This window comes from Halorientalis persicus (assembly GCF_900110215.1).
Taxonomy (GTDB): Archaea; Halobacteriota; Halobacteria; order Halobacteriales; family Haloarculaceae; genus Halorientalis; species Halorientalis persica.
This window is the reverse complement of record NZ_FOCX01000005.1, coordinates 94,862-108,292: the sequence shown is the minus strand read 5'-3', so window position 1 is coordinate 108,292 and position 13,431 is coordinate 94,862. Positions and strand designations below refer to the sequence as shown.

Annotated in this window: 15 protein-coding genes; 4 read left to right on the top strand and 11 right to left on the bottom strand. The window is 67.5% G+C overall.

The window, feature by feature from the left end; translation table 11 throughout:
- Positions 1-386: 386 nt before the first annotated feature.
- Positions 387-1,751: an NAD(P)/FAD-dependent oxidoreductase gene (locus BMX17_RS07490; RefSeq protein WP_092658865.1), complete on the bottom strand. Its 1,365-nt coding sequence runs from the start codon at positions 1,749-1,751 to the stop codon at positions 387-389.
- Between the two features lie 36 nt (positions 1,752-1,787).
- The gene (locus tag BMX17_RS07485) at positions 1,788-2,375 is read right to left on the bottom strand and encodes a hypothetical protein (RefSeq protein ID WP_092658864.1); all 588 of its coding nucleotides are present in this window, start codon (positions 2,373-2,375) and stop codon (positions 1,788-1,790) included.
- A 207-nt stretch (positions 2,376-2,582) separates the two neighbouring features.
- On the opposite strand from BMX17_RS07485, the gene BMX17_RS07480 reads away from it, so the two are divergent.
- Together BMX17_RS07480 and BMX17_RS07475 are read left to right on the top strand one after the other, a co-directional pair.
- Positions 2,583-3,551, top strand: coding sequence for a D-2-hydroxyacid dehydrogenase (locus BMX17_RS07480; RefSeq protein ID WP_092658863.1), 969 nt, complete (start codon positions 2,583-2,585; stop codon positions 3,549-3,551).
- 212 nt (positions 3,552-3,763) lie between these two features.
- Positions 3,764-4,921 (top strand): MBL fold metallo-hydrolase, encoded by a 1,158-nt coding sequence (locus BMX17_RS07475; RefSeq protein ID WP_092658862.1) that lies wholly within the window; start codon positions 3,764-3,766, stop codon positions 4,919-4,921.
- 13 nt (positions 4,922-4,934) lie between these two features.
- Here BMX17_RS07475 and BMX17_RS07470 read toward each other — a convergent pair whose 3' ends face one another.
- Positions 4,935-5,309 carry a VOC family protein gene (locus BMX17_RS07470; protein ID WP_092658861.1) on the bottom strand — a complete coding sequence of 125 codons (375 nt, stop codon included), beginning with the start codon at positions 5,307-5,309 and terminating at the stop codon, positions 4,935-4,937.
- Positions 5,310-5,411: 102 nt separating this feature from the next.
- On the opposite strand from BMX17_RS07470, the gene BMX17_RS07465 reads away from it, so the two are divergent.
- Together BMX17_RS07465 and BMX17_RS07460 are read left to right on the top strand one after the other, a co-directional pair.
- Positions 5,412-6,119 (top strand): helix-turn-helix domain-containing protein, encoded by a 708-nt coding sequence (locus tag BMX17_RS07465; protein ID WP_092658860.1) that lies wholly within the window; start codon positions 5,412-5,414, stop codon positions 6,117-6,119.
- A 60-nt stretch (positions 6,120-6,179) separates the two neighbouring features.
- On the top strand, positions 6,180-7,130 hold the full coding sequence (locus tag BMX17_RS07460; RefSeq protein ID WP_092658859.1) for a ferritin family protein: 951 nt from the start codon (positions 6,180-6,182) through the stop codon (positions 7,128-7,130).
- Between the two features lie 211 nt (positions 7,131-7,341).
- On the opposite strand, the gene asd is transcribed toward BMX17_RS07460, so the two are convergent.
- The 8 genes from asd to BMX17_RS07420 form a co-directional block, all read right to left on the bottom strand.
- Positions 7,342-8,379, bottom strand: a complete 1,038-nt coding sequence (gene asd / locus BMX17_RS07455; RefSeq protein ID WP_092658858.1) for an aspartate-semialdehyde dehydrogenase — start codon at positions 8,377-8,379, stop codon at positions 7,342-7,344.
- A gap of 121 nt (positions 8,380-8,500) precedes the next feature.
- On the bottom strand, positions 8,501-8,692 hold the full coding sequence (locus BMX17_RS07450; RefSeq protein WP_092658857.1) for a 30S ribosomal protein S17e: 192 nt from the start codon (positions 8,690-8,692) through the stop codon (positions 8,501-8,503).
- A 78-nt stretch (positions 8,693-8,770) separates the two neighbouring features.
- Entirely contained in the window at positions 8,771-9,367 is a 597-nt protein-coding gene (locus tag BMX17_RS07445) for a DUF447 domain-containing protein (RefSeq protein WP_092658856.1), read from the bottom strand.
- On the bottom strand, positions 9,360-9,845 hold the full coding sequence (locus BMX17_RS07440) for a hypothetical protein (protein ID WP_092658855.1): 486 nt from the start codon (positions 9,843-9,845) through the stop codon (positions 9,360-9,362). The genes BMX17_RS07445 and BMX17_RS07440 overlap by 8 nt, the downstream gene beginning before the upstream one ends.
- Complete coding sequence (locus tag BMX17_RS07435) at positions 9,842-10,708, bottom strand: triphosphoribosyl-dephospho-CoA synthase (protein WP_092658854.1); 867 nt, start codon at positions 10,706-10,708, stop codon at positions 9,842-9,844. The genes BMX17_RS07440 and BMX17_RS07435 overlap by 4 nt, the downstream gene beginning before the upstream one ends.
- Entirely contained in the window at positions 10,705-11,490 is a 786-nt protein-coding gene (locus tag BMX17_RS07430) for a tRNA-dihydrouridine synthase (protein ID WP_244514949.1), read from the bottom strand. Before BMX17_RS07430 ends, BMX17_RS07435 begins: the two co-directional genes overlap by 4 nt.
- Complete coding sequence (gene cofD / locus BMX17_RS07425) at positions 11,487-12,479, bottom strand: 2-phospho-L-lactate transferase (RefSeq protein WP_092658853.1); 993 nt, start codon at positions 12,477-12,479, stop codon at positions 11,487-11,489. Before cofD ends, BMX17_RS07430 begins: the two co-directional genes overlap by 4 nt.
- A 54-nt stretch (positions 12,480-12,533) precedes the next feature.
- A complete protein-coding gene (locus BMX17_RS07420) occupies positions 12,534-13,367 on the bottom strand; it encodes a DUF7537 family lipoprotein (RefSeq protein ID WP_092658852.1) in 834 nt (277 codons plus the stop codon).
- Between the last annotated feature and the right edge of the window lie 64 nt (positions 13,368-13,431).

Here is a 13,431-nt window from a genome sequence, read left to right as displayed (position 1 = left end):
CATGAATTATCTGTGAATAATATCTATAACTTACAAAAATGTACACCCGGAACACTAACGACCGACATCATCCGGGGCGGTGTGCCCTGTCAGCCGGGAAACCCTCGTGCCGGGTGGGCGGTTCCGGGAGGAACCGCCGGATACGCGAGCGGCGTCAGCCGCGAGCGCAGAGAGGCTCGTCAAAGCCTCTGAACTACGAGACGGCGCTAGCCGTCGAATTGGGGACGCCGATGGCGTCCCCGAACGTCGCGGCGACTTGTGGCCGCCAGTCGACTGTCGCGTGCCCGGGTTCTCCGCGCGGTCATCGCGCCCTGACGGGTGTGCTCGGGCGGGGACTAGAGGCACGCGACCGTGGATAGACGGCCGCCCGGTAAGAGGTTGTCGCGCTAGAAGAGGTAGTCGTTCTGTCGCAACTGGACGTAGCGTCCGGAGCCCAGGCTCAGTTTCCGGAGTTTGTACTCCGCGACCAGGCGGATGCCGCTCAGTCCCGATCCGAGTGCCTGTGACGGCGAGTACTCGCCACGGTTCAGCATATTGTCCACCAGTCTGAAGGTGTCGTCCCAGTCGTCGGGGTTCCAGCCCCGAACCATGTCCGCGAGCGAGACGTTGCGGCGGACCTCCTCGCCGATGGCGCGTTTCCACTCGCGGTTGTATCGGTCGAGTCGACCCTGGCCGGCGAGCTGGCCGGCGATCTTGCCGGTCCGAACGGCCACGTGGTCGCCACCCTCGTGGAAGGCGGAGGTCGCACCCATCGCACCGCCGACGACGGCGACGCCGGCCTCCGTCGGGGATTCGATGGGGCGAGTCGAGGAGATGGGGTAGGCCTCTGTGCCCTTTCGCTTCCCTCGATCCTCGACCAGCGGGAAGTCCTCCTCGATATCGTACTCGGGGTACTCGCGTTCCAGCAGGCGGCGGATGTACACCCGCCCCGGCGGGATCTGCTCGTCGTCGGGATCGAGCAGGGCGTAGTTCTGCGGATTCTCGACGTCCGCGAGGTCCATCCCGATGGGCATCGTCAGCCCGATACGGGCGACGTTGTTGTCATTCGGGAAGATCCACGGATAGGCCGTGTGGCCAGGCATGACGCCCCACCAGAACTTCAGCAGGCCCTCGTCGAACAGTTCCTCCGGGACCTTGCGGTGTTCCTGATAGGCGATGTGGTTCGCGATGTTCGAATCGAGGTAGTCACGGACGCTGTGGTCGTGGGGGAGGAACTGGTCGACGGCGTCGGTCGTGACGGTCCGCTGGGGGCCGTCGGCGAGGATCAGGTAACGTGCCTGCACGTTCTCGCCGTCTGAACGTTCTATTTCGTGGGTGTGCCCGCCGGTCATGTCGGTCGTCACGTCCGAGACCGAGGTGCCGATCCGGTAGGTCGCGCCGGCCGACTCGGCCCGCTCGCGGAGCCAGTCGTCGAATCGGGCGCGATGGAAGGCGAAGCCGAACTCGGGATAGGTCGCGTCGATCCCCGTATCGCGGATCGTGACCGACTCGTTGGGGCCGATGAACGAGGCTCCCTCGAGGTCGCTGAGGATGACCTCGTCGGGAATCTCCTCGGGTCGGAAGTCCATGATGTCGACCCAGTAGTCGAGCATCCCGGCGGCGTCAGTCGAATCGGGCCCCAGTCCCTCGCGGTCCGCACGCGGAACCCCCTTCTCGAGGACGACCGTCTCGGCACCCTGCACCGCGGCCTCGTAGGCAGCCGACGACCCCGCGGGGCCGCCGCCGACGATCGCCACGTCCACCTGTTGCATACCCGGTAGCCTGCGCCGAGGGGAGTTAAATGCCGTTCATTCGACGGCGCGACCCACCGTCATCTCGCCGGCCCCGTCGCCGGCCAGGCGGTTGTCGAACAGCGCCGACCAGTCGAGGTCGGTCCGCTGGACGAGGTCGTCGAGCCGCTCGCTGAGTTCCTGAAATCGCTCGCAGGCCACGCGATACTCCTCGACGGCGTTCCGGGAGGTCGCGTCGAGCTCCTGTTCCAGCCGGGCTTTCCGCTCGGCGAGCGTCGCCGATTCCGCGAGCAACCGCTCACAGGCGGTCTCGACCAACAGCCGCTCGGTCGTGGTGGCGAGCCGCTCGGGTTCGGGCTCGGGCATCGCCAGGTCAGGGTCCAGTCCCGGGCTATCGCTATCGAGGAGGACGACCCGACAGCCGCCGGTCGCGTCCCGGAACGTGCCCGGACCGAGACCGTCGCGTTGCAGGATCCCCTCGTCGGCCAGAACCACGTCGACGACGGCCCCGACCTTCTCGTAGACGTCGAGTCTGTCCACAGCAGTCCAGACGTTGTACTCCGCACCGAGCCACTCCCGATAGGTTTGCCGCCGCGACTCGTCGGCCACAGCGACGAGTACGACGCGGTTTCCCCACGTGTCCATACTCCCGATACCACAGGGGAGTCAAATCAAGTACGACGACCGTTCGTTCCGTTTCGTTCAGTTTACCGGCCCCGAATACTACTGGAAGCGAGCCAGTTCTCTCTCGAAAGATCCGACGATGATGCGAGCGGATTCGTGGGGGCCCTGGCGGCGGCTCTCGGTGCCGTCGCCCCCAGACTTTTGCCCGCCGGTACCGCCACCTCGACCATGACGCGACCGGACGATCCGAACCGGGACCTGCTGGTCCTCGGCGAGAAGTTCAACGGCCTGTCTCCAGCCGACCTCGCGACCGCGCTCCGCGACCGCCTCCCTGACTGGCGGGTCGGGGAAGCGACGACACCCGATCCGCCCCAGGAACAGGTCGCGACCGCGACGGTGCTGGTGGGACCGACCGTCGATCCCGACCTGTTGGCCGACGCACCCGCCCTGGAACTGTTCGCCTGTGCCTACGCCGGGTACGATCACCTGCCGCTCGCCGATCTCGCCGCCCACGACGTGTCGGTGACGACCGCCGGCGGCGTCCACGTACCCAACGTCGCCGAACAGGCCGTCGGGTTCGTCCTCACGTTCGCTCGTGGGCTCCACGACGCCTGGCGGCGACAGGAGCGCCGAGAGTGGCGCGTCACGGATCCTGGCGAACTGGCGGGCAGTACCGTCACTGTCGTCGGCCTCGGCGCTATCGGAACCGGGATCGCCGAGCGACTAGCCCCGTTCGGCGTCGAGACCGTCGGCGTCCGTCACTCACCCGAGAAGGGCGGCCCCTGCGACGAGGTCGTCGGCTACGACGACCTGCACGACGCGCTCGCCCGCTCGGAGTACGTCGTCCTCGCCTGTCCGCTGACCGACGAGACCGAGGGCCTGATCGACGCGGCCGCACTGCACGCGCTCCCGACGGACGCGGTGCTGGTCAACGTCGCTCGCGGCGGCGTCGTCGAAACCGATGCGCTGGTCGCGATGCTGCGCAGCGGCGGTATCCGCGGTGCGGCGCTGGACGTGACCGACCCCGAACCGCTCCCCGAGGACCACCCGCTCTGGAACTTCGAGAACGTCCAGATCACGCCCCACAGCGCCGGGCGCACGCCGGCCTACCACGACCGACTGGCCGACATCGTGGCCGAGAACGCCCGGAAACTGATCGCTGGCCAGGACGACCTCCGGAACCGGGTGCAGCGCTGACTGGCCCGCTGTGGCTTCCGACCCACAGAACAGTCCTCGGCCCCGCCATCCACAACCCGCCAGCCAGATCAGAAGTGCACCACTCACACACTCTCGTCGTGGTAAACTCGCTACGAGTGTGTTTTAACCCACTCTAATACAGTGATATTGAACAAAATTCACAATATCGTAGATAGGTTTATGTTCGCTCGGCGAGATTGTACTGGTACGTAATGTCGAGTGTTCCCGAGATCACGCCGGCGGAACTGTATCGGCGTATCGAGGCGGGCGAGCCGGTAACGATCGTCGACGTGCGCCAGCCACACGAGTACGAGAAGTGGCGCATCGAGGGTCAGGCCGCCGAGACGGTCAACGTCCCGGATCGCAAACTGTCCCGCACCGATCCAGCCGACGTGATCGAAGGCCTGCCGACCGAGAACGTGGTGACGGTCTGCGGGACGGGCAAGATCAGCCGCAGTTCGGCGCGCCACCTCCGGCGCGGTGACGTCGACGCGGAGAATCTGGCCGGCGGGATGGAGGCCTGGGCCGATCTGTCGGTCCACACGGAACTCGACACGGACGCAGACGCGACGGTACTCCAGTTCCGGCGGCCGTCGAGTGGCTGTCTGTCCTATCTCGTAATCTCAGAGGACGAGGCGGCTGTCGTCGATCCCCTGCTGGCGTTCGTCGAGGAGTACGTCGACGCCGCTCGAGAGCGCGGGGCAGCGTTGACTCACGCCGTCGACACGCACGTCCACGCCGATCACGTGAGCGGTGTCAGAGCGCTCGCCGAACGGACGGGCGCGACGGCCGTCGTTCCCGATGCGGCGACCGACCGGGGCATCGAGTACGACCAGCCCTACGAGACCATCGCGGACGGGGAGACGCTCACCGTCGGTGATAGCACGATCGAAGCCATCCACACGCCCGGCCACACGTCGGGGATGACCGCCTACTACGTCGACGATGCAGTCCTCCTGACGGGCGACGGGCTGTTCGTCGAGAGTGTCGCCAGGCCGGATCTGGAAGCCGGGGCCGAGGGTGCGCCCGAGGCGGCCGCGCAACTGTACGACTCGCTCCAGAGTCGGGTGCTCTCACTCCCCCCGGGGACGCTGATCGCGCCCGGACACTACAGCGACGCGGCGGACCCGGCGGCCGACGGGAGCTACACCGCCACGCTGGCCACGCTCGTCGACGGGATGGACGCCCTGTCGCTGTCCAGCGACGAGTTCGTGGAGACGGTGCTCGCCGATATGCCGCCACGACCGGCGAATCATACCCAGCTCATCGCCACGAATCTCGGTCGACGGGACCTCCCACGACAGCGCGCCCTGGGACTGGAACGCGGGCCGAACAACTGTGCGGCGACCGCCGACGCGATGACCGACTGAACAAGCCCCGAGATCAGTCGTCCATCGGTTCGATCAGTTCCACGACGTGGCCGTCGGGATCCTCGACGAACGCCGTCCGGGCACCCGCTGCGGGCTGGTCACTCGGTTCCTGGACGACGCCGTGGTGGTCGATCTCCTCGAAGGCCGCGTCCACGTCGTCGACCGTGACCGCGAAGTGGTCCCAGCCGTCGCCGAAGTCGAAGTCGTCCTCGCCCTCGGTGTCGGACAGCTGGAGTTCGACGCCGTTGCCGTCGGCGACGTAGACGTTCCGCGTCGTGCCGTCCTCGCTCGTGAACTCCCAGGAGCGCTCGAAATCGAGGTTCTCGACGTACCAGTCCGCCAGTTTGTCCGCGTCCGAGACGTTCATGCAGGTGTGCAGGATATCCATTGCAGTCGAGTCTTCCCGTGATGGCGGCTTAAAAGAGGTGAATCCGACCGCGGGTGGCTGTCAATGCGAACCATTATCACGTAGCATTTCGCCTAATAGAACATGAGGTACGGGACGTTCGTGCTGACGCCGAACCGGGGGTGGTTCCATCCGAAGGAAGCCGCGTTCCGCGACCACGACGTGACGATGGTCGCGATTCGAAACATCACGCTGCTCGCTGACGGCACAGTCGTGCTACTCAACGAGTTGAACGGGCCGACGAGCAGTATTCTCGACGCGCTCGCCGAGACCGAAGACGACATGATCGACTACCAGCTGACCGACACGGACGACGGGAAGTTGCTCCGCTGTCACTTCCATCCGACGGAGCTGGTGGACTCACTGCTGACGCTTCTGGAGGAGTTCGCCGTCCTGCCGGAGTATCCGCTGGAGTTCGTCGAACCCGCACAGTCGAGTCTCAAGCTCACACTGATCGCCGAAGAGGCGGCACTCCGGGAGATGATCGACGTGATCCCCGAGGGCGTGTCGGTGGATCTGCTCCGGATCGGGAGCTACGACCCCGAGAGCAAGACGCTGTTTTCGGGTCTCACCGAACGCAAGCGAGAGGTCGTCAGGAAGGCGGTCGAAAAGGGATACTACGAGATTCCACGCGAGGTGACCTGCGAGGAGATCGCCGCCGAACTCGACTGTTCGGCCGGAACCGTCGCGGAACACCTGCAGGCCATCGAGAGCCAGTTCGTGACCGAGATCGTTCCCGCAGGCTACGACACGACGGCGCGGGAGTCGATCCGACCGCTCGGTAGCTCATAAAGCACCTGCTCGTTGGGGCGAAGGACACTTATCCGGGTCCGGGGTATGGGTTGAGACACCATGACACAGGTGGAAGATACCAGCCGCGATATGCGACTCGATCCGGACTCGTTCGCCCAGGGCTATTTCAAAAACGCCGTCTACCGACACTGGGATCCCTACGGCGACATCCCGCAGGAAGACATCGAGGCCGACCGGCGGAAGTTCATCGAGGACGAACCGACCGAGGCGGAGTTCGAGGGGCTCCGGACGACGCTGGCGCTGTTCGGTGCCGGCGAGGAGGCCGTCACGGAGGACCTGATGCCGCTGGGGATGGTGCTAGAGGACATCAACAAGCAGATGTTCGTCTCCAGCCAGATCTACGAGGAGGCCAAACACACGCAGTTTTTCGACCGCTACTGGCGCGAGGTGGTCAATCCCGTCGAGGAGGAACTGGGCTTCGACGTGACCAGACCGACCGACCAGCGGTTCTTCAACGACGACTACGTAGAACTGTTCGACCGGAACGAGGCGGCGATGGAGCGGTTGCTGGAAGAGGACACGCCGGAGAACCGCGCGAAGGCGTACTGTCACTACCACCTCGTCGTCGAGAGCGTGCTGGCACAGACCGGCTACTACGGCATCCAGTCGGCCTTCTCCGATCAGGGTTCCGACGAGGTGGCGGTCCGGGCGTTCCCCCAGATGGACGGGCTGGTCGAGGGGATCACGCGCATCCGGAGCGACGAGGGTCGGCACGTGGGCTTCGGGATGCAGGAGGTCCGGACGCTGATCCACGAGGAGGGCGTCGACGCCGAAGTCGTCCAGAACACGCTGCAGGACCTGATGCCGCTGGTCGCGGGCATCGTCCGGCACTCCTCGCAGGGTGAGGCGACGAATCCGATCCCGATTATCGAGTACTCGCGGAACAAGCTCACTCGCCGGGTCGAGATTCTCACCGAGCAGGACGCGGAGATTCCGCCGGTCGACGAACTCGTGAAACTCGAAGGCGACGACGAGGCCGCGGCGGACTGAGCGCGGGGCTGGGCGGTTTGCGGTGGCGGAGCGGGTCTGCGGTGCTGGAGCGGGTCTGCGGTTGCGGGGTTGCGGTCGCAGTTTTGCGGTGCGGAGGAACGCAGCACAGCATCCGCGAGCGCGCCGTCGGCGCGCGAGCGGCCTTTTTCCCCAAGTTTTCACGAGGAGTGGTGCCGCGCACAGCGCGGCACCCGACGAAGTAAAAAGTGGGTTATAGGTAGCCTTCTTCCAGCAGCAGTTCGCCGTTCAGCACGGACGCGCCGGCCGCGCCGCGGATGGTGTTGTGGGCGAGACAGTTGAACTGGAGGCCGTTCTCGGTCTCCTGAATGCCACCGACGGCGATGCCCATGCCGTCGCTCTGGTTGCGGTCCAGACGGGGCTGGGGGCGGTCGGGTTCCTCGAAGACTTTGATGAGCTGGTCGGGCGAGGACGGCAGGTCGATGCTGGGGTACTCGCGCAGGGCCTCGGCGGCTTCTTCGACGGTCACGTCCTCGGCGGTGTCGGCCCAGACGTTCTCGAGGTGGCCGTCGAGCGTCGGGATGCGGTTACAGGACGCGGCGACCTCGGCGTCGTTCCACTGGACCTCGGCACCGTCGAACTCGCCGAGCAGTTTCCGGCTCTCGGTTTCCATCTTCTTCTCTTCGCCGCCGATGTGCGGGATGGCGTTGTCGATGATCTCCATGGAGGTGACGCCGGAGTAGCCCGCGCCGGAGACGGCCTGGAGGGTGGAGACGCGCACGTCGGTCAGGCCGAAGGCCTCGTCGAGGGCGGCAAGCGGCGGGACCATCGTGATCGTCGAGCAGTTGGGGTTCTTGACGAGGGCCCCGTCCCAGCCGCGCTCGTCGCGCTGGACCTCGATCAAGCCGAGGTGATCGGCGTTGACCTCCGGGATGGTGAGCGGGATGTCCTCGTCGGTGCGGAAGTTCGAGGAGTTCGAGGACATGACGTAGCCCGCCTCTATGAACTCGGGTTCGACGGCTTCACCGACACTGGAGGGAAGCGAGGAGAACAGCAAGTCCACGTCGTCGGGGACCTCGTCAGGGTCGGTCGCGACGACGGTCATGTCGGCCACGTCTTCGGGGATGGGGCTGTCGACGCGCCACTTGGCGGCCTCGCGGTAGGACTTGCCCGTGCTCGCGCTGGATGCGGTCAGCGCGGCGAGTTCGAAGTCGGGGTGGGGATCGATCTGCTGGATGAGTCGCTGTCCGACTGCGCCCGTCGCGCCGAGAACGCCTACGCGTACTGTCATTGGTACCCACAGCTACGGCCGGGCCGCCTCAAAACGGTTTGGAAAGCCGTCGCCGGTCGACTGGTCGGGACGGCCAGTGTCGCGACTCGTCAGCGCGGAGAATCGAAGGAGAAGTCGAAGATTACGCGGGGACTTCGGCGCCTTCTTTGCTGGTGATGTAGCCCGCGATGCGGTTGCGGACGCCCTTGGATTCGATGTTTGTGAGTTCGGTTACCAGTTCCTTGTTGTGCTCGAAGTCGTGTCCGAAGGCATCGGGGTAGCGCTCCAGCAGGGTCCGTCCCGTCTTCTTGACGTAGGCCGGTTTGATTGCCATGTTGGTCGTACGTGCTGGCCCAACTCTGAAAAAGGGTTCGAAAGGCGACCCGGAACGGCGAGCCGGCGGCCCCGTATCCTACCCGTCCCACGAGCAGTTGTCCCGAACCACGGCCATCGCCGCTCGCTCGCGTTCGCCGCCACAGCGCGCCACGACATCGGCGAAGTAGTCGAGCCGCGATTCCAGTTCCGCGCGGTCGTAGGCCGGCACGTCCAGCCGGGAGGCCGCCACGGTGGCTTCGACCACGGCGTAGTAGCCCCGGTTCGTCGTCGGGGCGGTCTCGCGCTCGACGGCAGTTTCCTCGGGGCCGAGCGCCCACTCGACCCACTGCGTGTCGTCGTCCTCGCCCGCGTCGGTCCGCTCGACGGTGACCCGCGCCCAGGCGTCGGCGCTCGGGAGGACTGGCTCGGTCTCCTCGCGGACGGTCATCGCGGCCTCGGCGAAATCGAGGGGGTCGGTCGTGAACTGGACGTACCCCTCGCCGCGCTCCCGGAAGTTCCGCCAGGTCCGGGTGCGACCCCAGGTGCGGGCAGTGACGGGGTCGTCGCTGGCGTCGTCGCCACCCCCGGGCGCGTGGAGTCCCAGCGCGGCGACGTTCCAGCGGTCGTTCGGCCCGAGCGTCGTGACGAGAGACTCGGTGACGCCCCGGAGGGCGACGGGCCAACTCTCAGACATCGAGGTCTACCTCCGGGTCGCGCTCGTACCAGCGGCGGAGCGCGCCGCCGAGGGCCCCGAACAGCGTCGCGGGCAGGGCGTAGGCGACGGCGATGCCCATCAGTCCGAGCAGGAGGAAGGTTGGCGGCGCGTCGGCCTGCAGGAACAGCGCGCCCTGGGCCAGCGTCGTCCCGACGAAGACGGCCCGGAAGCCGGTGTCGGCACTCCGGCGGAGCGACCCGCCGTCGATCCACCCGGCGACCACGGCACCGGGATACAGTCCGAGCGCGCCGGGACGCAGGACGGTCGAGAGGGTCGCCGACCGTTCGATACCCGTCAGCAGTGCGATGGCCGCGTAGCCCAGAACCGCCACCGTCACGCCAGCGCCGATGGCCAGCACTCCGCTCTCGGCTTGGATCGGGAGACGATCGCCGTCCGAGTCCGAGGACGCGCCCGGTGCTCCAGGGGGGTCGGGCCACTCCTCGTCGTCGTCACTCATATCTCCAGCCCCCGTTCGAGCGCGACGAACAGTGCGGCCGCGGTCAGATCGGCTGTTGTCCCGGGGTTGATCCCCTCGGCGACGAACTCGTTGGCTAGCGCCCACGGATCGCCGTCGGCCAGCGCGGCGGCCGCTCGCTCCGTCGCCTCGCGAGCCGTCTCGCGGTCGTGCTGTGTCGCGACGAACGTGTCTGGTTCCTCGGCCAGCAGTTCCAGGAAGACCCGCGCCGCTCGATCAGGGACCGGTCCATCGCGGTCGAGCAGTCGCTCGGCCGCCTCGAACGTGCGCGCGAACTCGCCGGTCCACTCGCGGGCGATGCCGTCGACCTCGACGGAATCGGCCATCACGTCGTACAGCGTCACGCCTCGGTCCTCGACGGCGGGGACGGCCTCGGCACCGCGGCGCACGTCCAGGGCGTCCATGCCCGCTGGCGGGTCGTCGACGGCCACGTCGACGTGCTCGAAGGCCCGGTAGAAGTCCGCGGCGTCGGCGACCGTCGTCGCCGCCGCCAGGTCGCCGGCCCGCTCGCCCGATAGCTCCCCTTCGGCGGCCGCCCGGACCAGCGGCACGAGCACGAGCAGGGCCCCGAACTGTGTGTTGCCGGCCCGTTGCTGGCTCATGCCCGCGATCGCGCGCTCGAAGGCACGGCCCAGGCGCTCGCCGTCGGCGGCCAGTTCGAGACCGCACCGTGCGCCGATGCCGCCCGCCATGAAGTGCTCGAACCGCAGGTCGTCGTGGTCGTGGGCGCGGTCGACGTTGCCGGGTTTGGGCGTCCCCGTCACCTCCAGCAGGAGCGCGAGCTGGGCGTCGTCGACGACGGTGCGCTCCGGCGGCGGTTCGACGCCGGGATCGGCGGAGCTCACGGCTCGACCTCCTCCGCGAACCAGGCCGTCGTTGCGTCGCGGACACGTTCGAGCACCGCCGGCTCGTCGCTCGGGCGGCCCACACTGACCGCGTCCGCGCCGTGGTCCAGATACTCCCGGACGCTCCCCTCGTCCCGGACCTCGTTGTTGGCGATCACGAACAGGTCGGTCGCCGCGGCCACGTCGCCGACGACGGCCTCCGAATCCATCGCGTCGACGTGGACGGCGTCGGCCCCTGCCGTTTCGAGGTGCTCGGCCAGCGACGGGAGGTCGACGCCCGGGACTTCGGTCCGGACCTTGACGCTCACCGTCGCGCCAGTCTCGGCCGCGGTCTCGACCTGTTCACACAGTCGGCCCGAGTCCCGGAGCAGCGTCTCGCCGGCCCCGGCCGCACACATCTCGTCCTGTCGGCAGTGAGCGTTGATCTCGAGGAACGCATCGCGATCGCGACAGACGGCGGCGACCTCGCGGAGCGGGTCGAGAGTCGCCGTCCGAACGTTGAACCCCGTCCGGAGCGGGACGTCTTCCAGCGCGGCCAGTTGCTCGTCGACGTATTCGACGGGATCGTCGGGCAGGAACTCGGTTCGGTCTCGGGCGACGAGTTCGCGGGCGGCCGCGCGGGTGGGGTCGTCCAGCGCGATCCCACCGAGGGCGGCCGCGCCGGCGTACTCGCTTCCGGCACGAGCCCAGTCGGCGTCGGACTCGCCGCTGAGGCTCGCCAGGACGACCCGCGGCCGGAACTCCAGCGGGGCGGGCGGGTCGGACGCGGCGTCACGGCTCACGACACCACCCCCAGTGCCTCCCGACAGGCCTCGGCCACCCGTCGGGCGTCGGCTTCGGTGTCCAGTCGCGTGTCGGTCCGGACGACCGGCCGGTCGAGGTCAGTGCCGTCCTCGCTGTCGAGGACGAACGCGTCAGCGAACTCGTAGGCCGCCGCGACGCCGGCCGTCGAGGGGTCGTACCCCTCGGCGGCCATCAGTTTCGCCGCCGGCCCCGAGAACACCCGATCCTCCACGAACGGCGAGACGGCCACGACCGAAGTCTGGCGGAGCGCCGCCTCGATACCCTCGACGGAAACCATCGGCCCGATGCTCGTGATCGGATTGGAGGGGCCGACGACGACCGGATCGTCGAGCGCGGTCAGCACGGCGTCGGTCGCGGTCGCCTCGGCACCGCCGCGGAACTCGACGGATGCGACGGCCGGGTCGCCCTCGCGACCGACCCAGAACTCCTGGAAGTGCACGGGCCCCTCGGGCGTGTGGACGATACTCGCCACAGGATCGTCGCTCATCGGCAGGACGTCCCACGGCGCGTCGAAGGCGTCGGCGAGGGCTCGGGTAACCGCGGTGAGGGTGTGGCCTTCGTCGAGGAGGCCAGTGCGGGTGAGGTGGACGGCGCGGTCCCGGTCGCCGATCAACATGAACTCCGCGACGCCGGAGAACCGCCGCCAGCGCGCGATCTCCCGGCCCGCCGTCTGGCGCTCGTCGGGAAGATATCTGGGGCCGTCCTCCAGCCCCGCGGCGTCGGCCAGTCGGTGGAGTTCGTCGTCCGTCACCGTCGAGTCGTCGGCGATGCCCCACCACGTATCGAGGTCGAGTTCGTCGCCGCCGAGAAAGAGGACGGTATCCACGTCGGGACAGACCAGGTGACCCCCGAGTTCCACGTCGTCGCCGGTGTTACAGACGACGGTGGTCTCGGCCGGCGGGAAGACGTCGTCCGCGCCCCGGAGGAGTTTCGGCGTGCCCGTGCCTCCGGAGAGAAACGTGACCATACCGGTGGTCGGGAATCGGCGCGGTAAATCCTTTCGCCAGGGGCAACCGGCCCGTCACTCGCCGGTGACCCGTTTGGCCTGATCGAGCCACGACGGTTCCCGCACCGACGTCGAACCGATCTGAGTGTAGTCGACGTTCACCACGTACCGGATACGGTCCCCCTCGGCGGCCGTTCCGGTCACGTCGTACCGGAACGAACGGACCGTGCCGTCCTCGGCGACGCGGAGTTCGGCCGAGATGGCCGAGAGGTTACTCGGTTCGAGTAGATTCAGCCCGTGTGTGTCGGGATCGAGCCGGTCCGTCCCGTTGGCCCCGTAGACGAAGACCGTCTCGCCGTCCACCTGTTCGGTGCCGTCGTAGCTGTAGTCGAGTCCACGGAGGTACCGGTTGATGTCCGGGTAGACGTACGTGTTCGCGGTGTTCTCGGCCCCGGACTGGCGGTCGTAGCCGATCTGTCCGTCACTTTGCTCCCGGAGGTAGACCGTCCCGTTCTCGTCGACGTAGGCATCGGTCGGATTCGTCGTCGTCGCGGCCTCGAACAGCCGGTAGGTCCCCGACGAGAGGGCGACCTGTGCGGAGACGTTCGTGAACTGGAGCGGTGCACCAGTATCGGCCGACCGAACGACCGCGCTCTGTCGGAAGACGAACGTGTTCGCGTCCATCAGCGCGGCGCGGTGGCGCTCTTGAATACCCGTTCCGTTGAGCGGGAGGGCGTACGGTGCCGACGTGTCGGCGGTCGTATTCGCTTGCGTCCCGTTCGCCGGCGATTGCGTTGGCGTCCCGGAGTCACCGCCGAGGCCGCCACAGCCTGCGAGGGCGACGGCGGCGACGAGGGCGATCAGGGCGACGCGGTATCGGTTCATGTCGGTCCCCACATCGGCACCCATCTTGAAAGGGGCGACTTCGGGCGGCGGGGCGTCGGTCGGCGACGCGTGAAGTTTAGTGGCGGCG

Excerpts from the sequence above, each read along its gene's own strand:
- cofD (WP_092658853.1), bottom strand. The coding sequence starts at position 12,479 with ATGGTCACGTTTCTCTCCGGAGGCACGGGCACGCCGAAACTCCTCCGG.
- BMX17_RS07445 (WP_092658856.1), bottom strand. The coding sequence starts at position 9,367 with ATGTCTGAGAGTTGGCCCGTCGCCCTCCGGGGCGTCACCGAGTCTCTC.
- BMX17_RS07460 (WP_092658859.1), top strand. The coding sequence starts at position 6,180 with ATGACACAGGTGGAAGATACCAGCCGCGATATGCGACTCGATCCGGAC.
- BMX17_RS07490 (WP_092658865.1), bottom strand. The coding sequence starts at position 1,751 with ATGCAACAGGTGGACGTGGCGATCGTCGGCGGCGGCCCCGCGGGGTCG.
- BMX17_RS07475 (WP_092658862.1), top strand. The coding sequence starts at position 3,764 with ATGTCGAGTGTTCCCGAGATCACGCCGGCGGAACTGTATCGGCGTATC.
- BMX17_RS07470 (WP_092658861.1), bottom strand. The coding sequence starts at position 5,309 with ATGGATATCCTGCACACCTGCATGAACGTCTCGGACGCGGACAAACTG.
- BMX17_RS07485 (WP_092658864.1), bottom strand. The coding sequence starts at position 2,375 with ATGGACACGTGGGGAAACCGCGTCGTACTCGTCGCTGTGGCCGACGAG.
- BMX17_RS07480 (WP_092658863.1), top strand. The coding sequence starts at position 2,583 with ATGACGCGACCGGACGATCCGAACCGGGACCTGCTGGTCCTCGGCGAG.
- asd (WP_092658858.1), bottom strand. The coding sequence starts at position 8,379 with ATGACAGTACGCGTAGGCGTTCTCGGCGCGACGGGCGCAGTCGGACAG.
- BMX17_RS07420 (WP_092658852.1), bottom strand. The coding sequence starts at position 13,367 with ATGGGTGCCGATGTGGGGACCGACATGAACCGATACCGCGTCGCCCTG.
- BMX17_RS07465 (WP_092658860.1), top strand. The coding sequence starts at position 5,412 with ATGAGGTACGGGACGTTCGTGCTGACGCCGAACCGGGGGTGGTTCCAT.
- BMX17_RS07450 (WP_092658857.1), bottom strand. The coding sequence starts at position 8,692 with ATGGCAATCAAACCGGCCTACGTCAAGAAGACGGGACGGACCCTGCTG.
- BMX17_RS07440 (WP_092658855.1), bottom strand. The coding sequence starts at position 9,845 with ATGAGTGACGACGACGAGGAGTGGCCCGACCCCCCTGGAGCACCGGGC.